The 12,644-nt window shown below is 69.7% G+C and carries 12 protein-coding genes; 2 read left to right on the forward strand and 10 right to left on the reverse strand.

The features are described 5' to 3' along the window. Nucleotides 1-287 precede the first annotated feature (287 nt). Together ACYVOO_RS17095 and ACYVOO_RS17100 are read left to right on the forward strand one after the other, a co-directional pair. Entirely contained in the window at nucleotides 288-1,133 is an 846-nt protein-coding gene (locus tag ACYVOO_RS17095) for a sigma factor-like helix-turn-helix DNA-binding protein (protein ID WP_461016503.1), read from the forward strand. A 2-nt stretch (nucleotides 1,134-1,135) separates the two neighbouring features. Next, nucleotides 1,136-1,942, forward strand: a complete 807-nt coding sequence (locus ACYVOO_RS17100) for a protein phosphatase 2C domain-containing protein (RefSeq protein WP_461016504.1) — start codon at nucleotides 1,136-1,138, stop codon at nucleotides 1,940-1,942. Between the two features lie 101 nt (nucleotides 1,943-2,043). Here ACYVOO_RS17100 and ACYVOO_RS17105 read toward each other — a convergent pair whose 3' ends face one another. From ACYVOO_RS17105 to ACYVOO_RS17150, 10 genes are all read right to left on the reverse strand, one after another. Beyond that, nucleotides 2,044-2,283 carry a GntR family transcriptional regulator gene (locus tag ACYVOO_RS17105; protein WP_461016505.1) on the reverse strand — a complete coding sequence of 80 codons (240 nt, stop codon included), beginning with the start codon at nucleotides 2,281-2,283 and terminating at the stop codon, nucleotides 2,044-2,046. Nucleotides 2,284-3,000: 717 nt separating this feature from the next. Next, nucleotides 3,001-3,942 (reverse strand): bifunctional DNA-formamidopyrimidine glycosylase/DNA-(apurinic or apyrimidinic site) lyase, encoded by a 942-nt coding sequence (mutM, locus tag ACYVOO_RS17110; RefSeq protein ID WP_461016506.1) that lies wholly within the window; start codon nucleotides 3,940-3,942, stop codon nucleotides 3,001-3,003. A 140-nt stretch (nucleotides 3,943-4,082) separates the two neighbouring features. Further along, a complete protein-coding gene (gene rnc, locus ACYVOO_RS17115) occupies nucleotides 4,083-4,898 on the reverse strand; it encodes a ribonuclease III (protein WP_461016507.1) in 816 nt (271 codons plus the stop codon). 19 nt (nucleotides 4,899-4,917) lie between these two features. Then, a complete protein-coding gene (gene rpmF / locus ACYVOO_RS17120; protein WP_023527756.1) occupies nucleotides 4,918-5,091 on the reverse strand; it encodes a 50S ribosomal protein L32 in 174 nt (57 codons plus the stop codon). 2 nt (nucleotides 5,092-5,093) lie between these two features. Next, the gene (locus ACYVOO_RS17125; protein ID WP_461016508.1) at nucleotides 5,094-5,651 is read right to left on the reverse strand and encodes a YceD family protein; all 558 of its coding nucleotides are present in this window, start codon (nucleotides 5,649-5,651) and stop codon (nucleotides 5,094-5,096) included. Nucleotides 5,652-5,929: 278 nt separating this feature from the next. Further along, on the reverse strand, nucleotides 5,930-7,180 hold the full coding sequence (locus tag ACYVOO_RS17130; RefSeq protein ID WP_461016509.1) for a cell division initiation protein: 1,251 nt from the start codon (nucleotides 7,178-7,180) through the stop codon (nucleotides 5,930-5,932). A gap of 112 nt (nucleotides 7,181-7,292) precedes the next feature. After that, entirely contained in the window at nucleotides 7,293-7,772 is a 480-nt protein-coding gene (gene coaD / locus ACYVOO_RS17135) for a pantetheine-phosphate adenylyltransferase (RefSeq protein WP_453349196.1), read from the reverse strand. A gap of 56 nt (nucleotides 7,773-7,828) precedes the next feature. Continuing rightward, the gene (gene rsmD, locus ACYVOO_RS17140) at nucleotides 7,829-8,428 is read right to left on the reverse strand and encodes a 16S rRNA (guanine(966)-N(2))-methyltransferase RsmD (protein ID WP_461016510.1); all 600 of its coding nucleotides are present in this window, start codon (nucleotides 8,426-8,428) and stop codon (nucleotides 7,829-7,831) included. Between the two features lie 267 nt (nucleotides 8,429-8,695). Beyond that, nucleotides 8,696-9,211, reverse strand: coding sequence for a hypothetical protein (locus ACYVOO_RS17145; protein ID WP_461016511.1), 516 nt, complete (start codon nucleotides 9,209-9,211; stop codon nucleotides 8,696-8,698). Between the two features lie 115 nt (nucleotides 9,212-9,326). Next, nucleotides 9,327-12,584 carry a helicase-related protein gene (locus tag ACYVOO_RS17150; protein ID WP_461016512.1) on the reverse strand — a complete coding sequence of 1,086 codons (3,258 nt, stop codon included), beginning with the start codon at nucleotides 12,582-12,584 and terminating at the stop codon, nucleotides 9,327-9,329. Between the last annotated feature and the right edge of the window lie 60 nt (nucleotides 12,585-12,644).

Genomic DNA, 12,644 nt, shown 5'->3' on the forward strand with positions numbered 1-12,644 from the left:
GGTGACGCCCCTCCGCAGATCTCTTGCTCGGGAACGTCGGCTAGTCGTAGCGCCGGGAAGCTCACTGTTCAGTTCTCAACCAAGCGGGCGCTTCCTTCGTACTCACCCCTGCGGGCTTTCCTCCGGACGCTGTCTGTGCAGGTCAAAGCAGCCGCAAGGTGACCCCTCCGCTTGCTTAGGGGGGGTTGCCGCCTTGCTTGATAGGTACCGTAAGCAAACCGGCGCGTGCGCGCAACCCCCTCTCGCGATAGAGTCTGATAGCCCCCCTAGGCGAGGATCGGAGAACAGTGGAAGACGACATGAAGCGGATCTCTGAAATCGCGGTCCCGGTCGACCGCGCCAAGGCCGCAATCGACCTGCTGGCGACCTATCAAGGGCGGGTGACGGAGCTGTCCCGCATCCGACGCGAAGCGATCGAGGAAGCGCAGGCGACGGGCATGACCCAAGCCGAGATCGCCGCAAAATTGGGAGTGAGCCGCGGGCGGGTCGGGCAACTGGCGTCGGCGGGCCCGCCCCCAGAGCGGGCGTTCTTCGGGACCGACCTGGTTACCGTGTCACTCGGCGGTAAGCCTGAGGCTGGCAAGGAGCCAGGCCAGAACTCCAGCGCTGTCGTTGTCCGAGAAGACCTCGATAACTTCGAGCACCTGCGCAAGTTGCTCGGCAGCATGAAGCTCGAAGCGCAGTACGAGGTCATTCCACCGAACGGCATCGTCAACCTGAACCGCGAGAATCACGTGGTGATCTGCGGCCCCCGGCTGTCGCCCATCGTGGCTCAGGTACTGGAAGGGGATTACGACCTTGGGTTCGAGAAGGACCACGCCTGGCACCTGGTAGACCGGAAGGCGGGCCAGATCTACCGGTCCCCTAATGACGAAGACGGCACGGCTGGAGACTTCGGCTACCTGGGACGGCTGCCGCGCCTGGACGGCCGAGGCACGTTCCTCTACATCGCCGGTATTCACGCCATAGGAGCCAACGGAGTAGTGCACTACCTGGAGCACAACTTGGCTGAGCTGTACCGGGAGGTACGGACGAAGCGCTTCTCAACGCTGATCTCCTGCCGCTACACCCCCGAGACTCTCGAAGTAACCGAGAGCCGCAGGGTCGCCCCGCTGTACCGACACGAAAGCTGATCATGCGCGTCTGCCTGAACACACAGCCCGGGGGGAGCAACCCTAACGAAGACTGGGTTGCTGGCACCCCTAGTCTCGCCGTGGTGCTCGATGGACTCAGCACAGCGGGGCTGCCCACAGGCTGTAGCCACGGTGTCCCGTGGTACGTCGCTCACCTCGGCGGCTACCTCACGGCCGCGCTGGCGAATCCTGACCGGTCACTTTCGGACGGCCTGTCAGAAGCGATCGAACGAGTGGCCGCGCACCACCCCGAGTGCGACCTGAGCAACCCCGGAACGCCATCGGCCACCGTGGCGGTACTGCGGCAGGGGGTCACCACCTTTGAGCACCTCGTGTTGGCTGACTCGCCGATCGTCCTGGAGCGCGCCGGTAATTACGAGGTCCTCACCGACCTCCGCGTGGACGACGTGCTGCCTGAGCTGCAAGCAGATGTCGCCAGTCACGAGACACACACACCGGGGCACCGCGAGGCTCTACAACGTCTCGTACACGCCCAGCGGGAGGTGCGGAACACGCCAGAGGGGTACTGGGTGGCCTCCAGCACTTCCGAAGCCGCACATCACGCGCTGACGGGAGCGACCCCGATCGGTGAGGTGCAGGCCGCTGCCGTCATGTCAGACGGGGTCTCACGACTCGTGACCGAGTACCGGATGGCTGACTGGGCCGGAGTCTTCAAGGTCCTACGTGCGGACGGCCCTCACGGACTGATCGAGTCGGTTCGCAGGATCGAAGCCACCGATCCCACTGGGCAGCGGTGGCCACGCTACAAGTCGGGAGATGACGCCGCTGTGGCCTTTTGCCAGTGGTGACCAGAGGCATCCGACGCCCCTGACCCCCATGGACTCCCGAAGGGATCGAGAATCAATGAAGCACCAGGTCAGGGCACCCGAACTCGTTTCACTGTAGACGGTCAGTCACGCTCATCTACAGGGCGGACGAACGAGCCCATGCCCGGGGTCGTGGTGATCAGCCCCTCCTCCCGCAGCGCTGCGGTGACCTTCCGAACCGTCACCCGGGCAACGCCAAACTCCTGCTCCATCTGCACTTCGGACAGGAGGTGCCGCGCGGGGTACTCGCCACTGGCGATCCGCGAACGGATCACGTCTGCGATCTGCTCCCACTTCGGCTTCGTCGGGTCGTAATCGATCACGTTCGGATCGTACGTACCAGCGCACAACCAGACATAGACGCCCCTATGAGCACCTAGGGGTAGACAGGCATATACAGGCTTCCTAGCGTGGACCTCCACAAGGACCTCGGAAGCCCGCTCAGGATGGCTATCGAGGCGGATCGGAAGCCACCAGGAGCAACGCCATGGCCGACCCAAGCCCGCTGCGTCGAACGGGCGAATCACCCTCGCTGCCCGCGCACCCAGGACTGACGTTCAAGATCTACAGGGTGAACCCCCACACTCTGGAGCGCGGCCCCGCGACCCTCGTCCGTGCCAAGCCCAGCAAGGCGCCCCTGGCCAGTCAGACGTTCCCGCCGTGCCGCTGTGGCTCCCCCCGCTGTCCCGACAGGGAGGGAGCACGGTGACGAGCGGCGAGACGGAGCCCGGCTATCCGTTCCCTGTAAGGGGCACCTCGCCGGGCCGTCGCTGGGCCGTCGGAGGGTGCCTCGCGACAACCAACGACGACCAAGGACGACCGCTGGTCAGCAGGTCAGCGCCCTTGTGGATTCCAACATCCGAGGCGACAGGGCGGAAACATCAGTTCTTCGGCTTCTGAGATTCCCTCGCCCCGGATCTCCTCCGTCCGGTGATGCCACCGGCAGCACTGGGTAGGTAGACGGCGGCCACCAGGGCATTCCCCCCGGCATGTAGGCACGAGCCCCGGCCCGCTCCCGTACCGCGTGACCAGCGGCCGGGCTAGTGGGCCGGTGCTTCCGGCGAGCCCGGTTCCGGGTCGGCCGCGCCCGGGGTCGCCGGAGACGCCGGAGACAGAGCGCGGGTCGTGCGCGGGCGCGGGGTGCGCTGGCAGCGGGGGCAGAAGTAGCTGGAGCGGTTCATCCAAGCGCGACGGCGCATAGGGGTGCCGCAGCGGCGGCAGGGCTCGTCCTCGCGCCCGTAGGCGTCGAGGGAGCGCGCGAAGTAGCCGGACTCGCCGTTCACGTTGACGTAGAGGCTGTCGAAGCTCGTGCCGCCCACGGCCAGGGCCGCGTTCATCACGTCGCGGACATGGCCCAGCAGCTCCGTCGTCAGGGGGCGGGTCAGGGTCGCGGTGGGGCGGTCGTAGTGGAGGCGGGCGCGCCAGAGCGCCTCGTCGGCGTAGATGTTGCCGACGCCGCTGATCAGCGACTGGTCGAGCAGCGCACGCTTGACCGTCGTACGGCGGCGGCGCAGGGCCGCGTGGAACGCGGCGTCGTCGAAGTCCGGGTCCAGGGGGTCGCGGGCGATGTGCGCGATGACGTCGGGCAGCCCGTCGGCCGTCTCCGGGTGGAGCGAGAGTCCGCCGAAGGTGCGCTGGTCGACGAAGCGCAGCTCACCCGCTCCGGGGTCGGTGAAGGCTATGCGGATGCGCAGGTGCTTCTCGTCCGGGGTGCCGGGCGGCTGGATCAGCAGTTGCCCGCTCATGCCGAGGTGGGCGAGGACGGAGACGCCCGCGTCGCCCAGCGGCAGCCACAGATACTTGCCGCGCCGCATGGCCGTGCCGATCCGCCGGCCCTTCAGGCGCGCGGCGAAGTCGTCGGGCCCCGCGAGATGGCGGCGCACGGCGCGGGGGTGCAGGACCTCGGCCTCGGCGACCGTACGGCCTGCGGCCCAGCGCTCCAGTCCGCGGCGCACCACTTCGACCTCGGGCAGCTCGGGCAAGGCTTCCTCCTCGGGAGGGGTCACGGCGAACGGGAGCGGCGGGCGCGGGCGGGGTGCACGGGCGTGGGACGCCTCCACGCACCGGCGCGGGCCCCTGGGTGAGTGCGTCACCCGGTGGACCCGCGCCGGAGGGGGCTGTTTCACGCGCCCCTGGAGGTCGCCTTCTGCTCGGAGGAGGCGTCTTCGGCGCCGTCGCCCGACGCCGAACGGATCGCGTGCCAGGCGGCCTCGGCCGCCTGCTGCTCCGCTTCCTTCTTGCTGCGGCCGGTGCCGGTGCCGTGCGCGACACCACCGACGCGGGCAGCAGCCGTGAAGGTCTTCTCGTGGTCGGGGCCGGTCTCGGTGACCACGTACTCGGGAACGCCCAGCCCCTCTGCCGCCGTCAGCTCCTGGAGGCTGGTCTTCCAGTCCAGTCCTGCGCCGAGGTTGGAGGACTTCTCGATCAGCGGGTCGAAGAGCCGGTGCACCAGCTCGCCCGCCGCGTCGAGCCCCTGGTCGAGATAGACCGCGCCGATCACGGCTTCCAGGGTGTCCGCGAGGATCGACGCCTTGTTCCGGCCGCCGGTGCCCTCCTCGCCCCGTCCGAGGCGGATGAAGGCCCCCAGATCGAGACCGCGCGCGACCTCGGCGAGGGCGCGCGAGTTGACCACGGCGGCGCGCAGCTTCGCGAGCTGGCCCTCCGGGAGGTCGGGGTGCACGCGGTACAGCGTGTCGGTGACGACGAGGCCGAGGACCGAGTCGCCGAGGAACTCAAGCCGTTCGTTGGTGGGCAGGCCGCCGTTCTCGTACGCGTACGAGCGGTGCGTCAGCGCACGCACCAGAAGGGCGGACTCGAGTACGTACCCGAGCCGCCCTTCCAGAAGCGTGTGAGACGAGGCCGCATCCACCAGGTCCGCCTGTGCCGGTTCGCTCCCGCCGCGGCGGGCAGCGCTTCCGGTCGTGTGGGCGTCTGACATGGAGCCTGTCACCCGCCGATCAGACCTCGAGGACCTGACGCTTGTTGTACGTGCCGCAGCTCGGGCACGCGATGTGCTGCTGCTTCGGCTCCTGGCAGCGCTCGCACTTCACCAGGGTGGGGACCGCAGCCTTCCACTGCGACCGGCGGTGGCGCGTGTTGCTGCGCGACATCTTCCGCTTCGGAACAGCCACGGCTACTTCTCCTGTGAGTCATCCCCGCGGACACGGGGCACGTTGTCCTTCTCGCCGTCCCTGATGGTTTCGGCGAGTCCCTGCAATGCCGCCCAACGGATGTCGACGGCGTCTTCGTGATGGTGGTCCGGGTCGTCCAGGAGCCGCACCCCGCACTCGGGGCACAGCCCGGGACAGTCCTCCCGGCACACCGGCTGCAACGGCAGTGACAGCACCACCGCGTCCCGCAGCACGGGCTCAAGGTCGAAAAGATCGGCCTCAAGGAAGAGCGTGTCCTCCTCCTCGACGTCGTCGCCGGGCTCCGCGCTGTGGCGGCTCCGGTCGTCGGCGTCGGGGTAGGAGAACATCTCCTGGAAATCCGCTTCGCACTGCTGCTCAAGCGGCTCCAGACACCTTACGCACTCCCCCTTGAGCGGCGCATGGGCGGTGCCGGTGACCAGCACCCCTTCCATGACCGACTCCAGGCGGAGGTCGAGCTCGATGGTCGCATCGTCCGGGACGCCGATGACCTCGATACCGAGGTTCCCGGGAGACTCCACCGTGCGGGAGAGCCTCTTCATCGCACCAGGACGCCGCCCCAGCTCACGTGTGTCGAACACGAGAGGGGCACGGTGGTCGAGGGGGGAGTTCAGAGCTTCCTGCTTTCTACGGACTTTCTACGGTGAGGCTCACCGCCCGGGCCTTGCGCGTCCGGGCAGCCGTCATCGCGGACATGATGCGCGACCGAAGAGCCAGGATACTGGACGCCCAGCCCATGACCCAATCCGGACGGGCCGGGGCCGGGACCGGCCGGGTCAGTGCCCGCTCAGGGGCCGGCCGACGCCCCTTCCGGGGCGGGTCAGCGCCCGCCCTGCCCGTAGCGCTCCTCGTACTGACGCACCTGTTCCAGATCGATCATGCTCGTGTCGAAGAGGCTGGTCTCGTCGAGCTGGGGCTGCTGCTGCACCTGCTGCGGATGCCCCTGGTGGGCCTGCTGCTCCGGCGCGTAGTGCTGCTGGAAGCCCTGGGCGTACTGCTGCTGGTGCTGGTCGTAGCCCTGTGGCTGCTGCGCGTAGTACGGGTCCTGCTGCTGGCCGTAGTAGGGGTCCTGCTGGTAGCCGTACGGGTCCTGCTGCGGGAAGTCCTGCGGGTAGTAGTAGCCGTCCTGGTGCTGCTGGAAGTCCTGCGGGACCTGCTGGACCTGCTGCGGGTGCTGGACGTGCTGGGCCGCGTACGGGTCCGTCGCCTCCGCCATGGCGGGCTGCGCGGGCTGGTGGTCCGGCTGGGGCGGTACGTGCGGCTGGTGGTCCGGCTGGGGCTGGTACGGGGGCTGCTGCCGGCCGTGGGGCTCGGCCTCGTCGTGGGAGTGCACCCGGTCGGCGGGCGAGGCGGCGAGGCCCGCCAGGAAGTCGGCGTCGCTCGTGTGCACCTGGCCGCCCGCGCCGTCAGGGTCGAGCAGGTGGGCGCCCAGCTCGTCGGATGGCTGGTGGCCCAGCAGTTTCTGACGGCCGCGGCCGACGGCCTCCAGCGTCTTGGAGAGCACCGCGGAGACGGAGCCGAGGCGCGCGTCCACGTAGGCGTCGGCGCGCTGCCGCAGCTCGTTCGGGTCGGCGGTGCGCTCGGGGGCGTCCTGCGCGTACTCCTCGCTCCACTCCTCGGAGCCGGGGCCGCTGCCGAGCAGCTTCTCGCGCCCGCGCTCCACCGAGCCGATGGTCTTGCTCAGCACGACCTCGAAGTTGGCGAGCTTGCTGTCGACGTAGTCGTCGGCCTCGGTGCGGATCTCCTGCGCCTCCTGGCGGGCCTCCGCGAGGATGCGGTCGGCCTCCTCCTGGGCGCGCCGCGCGACCTCCGTGCCGGAGACGAGGGAACCGCGCTCGGCCTGGGCCGATTCGATGATCCGCTGGGCCTCGGCCTGCGCGTCGGCGACCATCCGCTCCCGGCCGCCGAGCAGTTCCTGCGCCTGGGCGAGCGAGCCTGGCAGCGCTTCGCGCACCTCATCGAGCAGGGCGAGCAGCTCCGCGCGGTTCACCACGCAGGAGGCCGACATGGGCATCGAACGCGCGCCGTCGACGGCCGCCACGATCTCGTCGAGTTTCTGCTGAACGTCCACGGAGGTGACTGTACGGCCCTTGGGCGCCAACTCGACACCTGATGCCGGAAGCTGGCGCTCCCGCGCGGTTCGGGGCGGTTCCGGCACCTGTCAGGCGCGGCGCAGGGGTGGATCAGGAGCGGCTGAGCCTGTCGGTGAGGGCGCTGTGCACCTGCTCGGGCACCAGGTGGGAGACGTCGCCGCCCCAGGTGGCGACCTCCTTGACCAGGCTGGAGGACAGGAAGCTGTAGGTGGGGTTCGTCGGGACGAAGAGGGTCTCGACGCCGGAGAGGCCGTTGTTCATCTGGGCCATCTGGAGCTCGTAGTCGAAGTCGCTCACGGCCCGCAGGCCCTTGACGATGGCGGGGATGTCCCGCTCCTTGCAGAAGTCGACGAGGAGGCCGTGGAACGCCTCGACCTCCACGTTCCCGAAGGGCGCGGTGACCTCGCGGATCAGATCGATCCGCTCCTCCACCGTGAAGAGGCCCTGCTTCGACTTGTTGATCATCACCGCGACGTGCACGACGTCGTAGAGCTTGGAGGCGCGGGCGATGATGTCGAGGTGTCCATTGGTGATGGGGTCGAACGACCCCGGACAGACTGCGCGGCGCACTGGCGATTCCTCGCTCTCCGGACGATCGGATGCCCGGGGACCGCCCCCGGATGCTCTCAACATGACGCGGGAGTAACTTCCCGTACGGCGGCGCGACCGTACCAGAGCGTGCCCTCGCCGTACCGACGGGCGCGGAGCCCCTCGAAACCGTCGGGCCAGCGGAAATCGCCGCCTCTGGTGCTTCGTTCCACGGTGGCGAGCGCGTCGGCGGCGATCCAGCCCCGGGACCGGAGTGTGAGCAGGATCTCCCGGAGATCGTCGTCTCCCACGGCGTACGGTGGGTCGAGGAAGACCAGGTCATAGGGCTCTTCGGGCGCGGGTCCCGCGATGATCTGCTCCGCCTTGCCGCCCCGTACCTCGGCGCCGGGCAGGCCGAGGGCGCGGACGTTCTCCTGGATGGTGCGCGCCGCGCGCGCGTCTGACTCCACGAGCAGGACGTGCGCGGCGCCGCGCGACAGCGCCTCCAGGCCGACGGCGCCCGAGCCCCCGTAGAGGTCCATCACCCGCAGTCCCCGCCAGGCAGCGGCGCCGCCGAGCTGCGCCTCCCAACTGGAGAACAGCCCCTCACGGGCGCGGTCCGAGGTGGGGCGGGTGCCCTTGCCCGGAGGCACGCTCAGCCGTCGTCCTCCGGCGGCGCCTGCGATCACGCGGGTCATGGGGAAGGTCCTTCGCTGGGTCTGCCGACGGGGCGGTCGGGGCGGGTGAGGTGCGGGCACGCCGTGCGGGACGCGCGGCCAGGGCGACGCATGTGCCGGACGCGCCCGCCGGTGCGCGGGACCGGGGGCTTCCCGTACCGGCGGCCCGCGGCGGAGGCCGCCGCGTGGCCCGTGCCGCTCACCAACGAGGATCCCATGGCCGCCGCACGCTCGCCGAACGACCTGGGCCGCACCCCGCGGCCCTCCACAACCGGGGCGGAGGGCTCCCTAGCGCGGGCCGTCCGGGTCCGAGCCGACGAGCGCGGGCGAGGCGTACCGCGACCAGGAGAGGCAGCCGTCCGGAGGGCAGAACTCCGGGCGGCGCGGATCGTGGCCCAGTTCGCGGAGCTTGGCGCGGACCGAATCGGGCGTACGGCCGAAGCGCGCCGCGATGCGCGCGAGCGTCTCGCCCTCGTGGAAGCGCCGGACCAGGTCCTCCTCATGTGCGGGTATCCAGGGGGCGCCGTGGCCGGGGAACAGTTCGCGCAGCACATCGCGGTCCGGGATCGGCTCGGCGACATCGGCGGCGAGGGCGAGCGCGCGCAGGGCGCGGTTGAGCGCGATGCGGAGCACGGGGACGTCGGTGAGCGGCATGGTGAGGGCGCCGGAGGCGATCAGCGTCTCCGGGGTGGCCTCGTGCCAGCCCGTCAGCGTCAGACCGACCGTCGTGTCGTCGTCGCTGGACAGCTCGACGCGGAAGATCTTGTCACCGAGCGGCAGCTCGTTGATGTGCCGGAATGCCATGGAGGGTCCCCCTAGGTCCCGTCGCGCCGGTCTCGTACGGACCGGTCCCGGACTGTTCCCATCCTCCCAGCCGCCACTGACAGTTGGGCCTCGCCGGTCGGCGACAGGGCCCTCCCTAGCCCTTGTCCAGATAGTCCTCCCGCTCCTTGTCGAGCAGCGCGTCCAGTGCCGTACGCAGCTCGGGCAGCCGTTCCAGTTCGGGGTCGGCGGAGACGACGGCGGTGGCCTCCTCGCGCGCGGCGGCGATGACGTCCTCGTCCTCGATGACGGCCAGCATCCGCAGCGAGGAGCGGACGCCCGACTGCGCCTGGCCCAGCACATCGCCCTCGCGCCGCTGCTCCAGATCGATGCGGGACAGCTCGAAGCCGTCCAGCGTCCCCGCCACCGCGTCGAGCCGGGAGCGCGCGGGGGACGCCTCGGGCATCTCGGTGACCAGCAGGCACAGCCCGGCGGCCGAGCCTCGGCCCACCCGGCCGCGTAGCTGGTGGAGCTGCGAGACGCCGAAGCGGTCGGCGTCCATGATCACCATGGCGGTGGCGTTCGGTACGTTGACCCCGACCTCGATCACCGTCGTGGCCACCAGGACGTCCACCTCGCCCGCGGCGAAGCGGCGCATCACCTCGTCCTTGGCGTCCGGCTGCATCCGCCCGTGCAGGGGCTCGACGCGCAGGCCCTTGAGCGGCCCCGCCGTCAGCTGCCCGGCCACATCGAGCACGGCCAGCGGCGGGCGCTTCTCCGCCTCGTCCTCCGCCGGGGCAGCGGAATCTCCCGAGTCTCCCGAGCCCTTGCCCTTGCCCTTCGCGGACTTCGCGGGCTCCTCCTCGTCTCCGATGCGGGGGCACACGACGTACGCCTGGTGCCCGGCCTCGGCCTCCTCGCGCACCCGCTCCCAGGCGCGGGCCAGGAAGCGGGGCTTGTCACTGGCGGGCACCACATGGCTGGAGATGGGCGAGCGCCCGGCGGGAAGCTGGTCCAGGACGGAGGTCTCCAGATCGCCGAAGACCGTCATCGCGACCGTGCGCGGGATCGGGGTGGCCGTCATGACCAGCAGGTGCGGGGGCTGCTTGCCCTTGGAGCGCAGGGCGTCGCGCTGCTCGACGCCGAAGCGGTGCTGTTCGTCGACGACGACGAGGCCCAGATCGTGGAACTTGACCTTGTCCTCGATCAGCGCGTGCGTGCCGATGACGATCCCGGCCTCCCCCGTGACCAGGTCCAAGAGGGCCTGACGGCGGGCCGCGGCGCCCATGGAGCCGGTGAGCAGCACGACCTTGGTGCCCTGCTCGGCGCCGCCGAGCATGCCCCCCTCGGCCAGCTCCCCCATCATCTCGGTGACGGAGCGGTGATGCTGCTGGGCCAGGACCTCGGTGGGCGCGAGCATCGCGGCCTGGCCGCCGGAATCGACGGTGGCGAGCATGGCGCGCAGGGCCACCATCGTGTTGTGGGTGACCGTGAAGTTGTCGGTGACGTAGGCATGGCTCGGGTGGGCGACGCTGACGCACTGGACCGGTTTCCGACCCACGTACTCGACCGCGCGAATTCCGCGTCGGAAGGTGTCGTACTTCGGCCTGGGACGCACACGATCTGCCTTGCGGGTCAACCGGAACGGCGCGTATGCGTCGGGCAGAGCAATCGAGACGTGGAAAGCCGCCCGCTTCGAGAGCACGCGCGCACGGCCGCCCAAGGAACGCACGATCCAGGCCACATCGTCTGCGAGCCTCAGCGATGCGGAACAGAGCGAGATGCTCAGGCCGTCCGCCTGAACGGTGCCGTCTGTGTCCAGGATGCCTTGCAGCAGCGCCAGTCGGCTCTTGACCGGAGCGTTCTTGAACTCGTCCGGCACGAATTTGCCGTGCGAGGTGACACCCCAGAGGCCAAGGTCACGCAGAGTTTGGATGACGGGATTGCGTACGCCGCCGACACGTCGCGTCAGCTGGATCGTGTAGTCGCAACGGGAACCCTTCACCGGGACAAGGTGGCATTCGGGCGCCACGACGGCCGCCACGGCGTCACGCATCTCGTCGTCGATGGTGGACAGACGCAGGTTGTGCCGGAATGAGCCGCCCCCCAGAAGAACTCCGAACAGGTACGGATCCAGCGGCAGTCCAGAGTCGTGTCCGAGGTCCACAGGTGTTGCCGCTGGGATGTACCACTTCGATGATCCATCGGCCTTGAACGTGTCGAGCCGGACTTCTCGAGTCGTCATGACCTTCGGGGGCTGGCCGCGGTGCCATCCACAGCTGGTACCGACGATCCAGAGGTGTTCGTCGTCGCATTCCACGGAACTGCCGTCGGAGAGGACCAGGCGCCAGACGTCGCGTTCCCCCTGCGGGAAAACGCCGTCGATCAACGCGATCGTCCCGTCCGGCACGACGACTTCGTCCCCCACGCTCATATCCCCCATCCGGCGGAAGCCGGCTGGCGTGAGCACGAGCGAATCGAGGGGCTGCGCCTTGCCGGAACCCACCTCGCCCTGGAGGAGGCGGTGCATGGGGTGGTCCGTCGCCAGATCGGCGAAGATCTCGGCGCTGACGTGCCGCTGGCCCTCGGTGAGGGTGAACGGCAGCTTGGCGTCGAAAGCGTCCAGGAGGCCGCCCTCGACGGGACGGCGCGGCGCGGCGGGCAACTGCGCGTCGGCGAAGCGGCGGCGGGCGAGGGCGACTTGGAGCACGAACGCCTCGTCCCACTTCAGCCGCGCCCGCGCGTCCTCGATGTCCGCCTTGTGCCGGGGGCGGTGCACCTTCTCGAACGCCTCGGGCAGCGCGATGAGCCGCCGCTCCTCGCGGATCGAGGCGGGCAGCGGGTCCCCGAGCCCGTCCCAGCCGGTGGCCTCCATGGAGGCCAGGAGCATCTGGACCGCCTTGGCGATCTTCCAGGAGGCGATCTGCGCCACGGCCGGATAGATCGGCATCAGCCTGTTGGCGAAGGCGTCCACGGCATCGCTGCCGGTGTCGGCGTCCAGCAGCTCGTACTGCGGGTGGGCGAGCTGGAGGCGGCGGTTGAAGACGCCGACCTTGCCCGCGAACATCGCGCGGCGCCCCGGCACGAGGTCCTTGTGCGGCTTGAAGATGCCCTTGCCGAAGAAGACCAGTGGGAGCTGCCCGCTGCCGTCCGTCAGGACGACTTCGAGCCGCTGCCCCCGCCCCCCGTTGAACCGGTGCACGGCGGCCTTCTCGACCTGTGCGACCACCGTCACATGCTCGTCCAGCGGCAGCTCGGACAGCTTGGTGAGCTGCCCGCGCTCCTCGTAACGCCGCGGGTAGTGGTGGAGGAGGTCCCCGACCGTGTGCAGGTCGAGGTGCTCGGCCATCACCTTCGCGGTGTTGCCGCCGAGGATCTTCTTCAGGGGTTCGTCGAGCGCTGGCACGTGTCCCATTGCACACCATGGCGCTGACAACGGGTGCGACAGCGCCGCGCCGCGAGGCCGCCGCCCGGC

The organism is Streptomyces daliensis, from assembly GCF_054782395.1.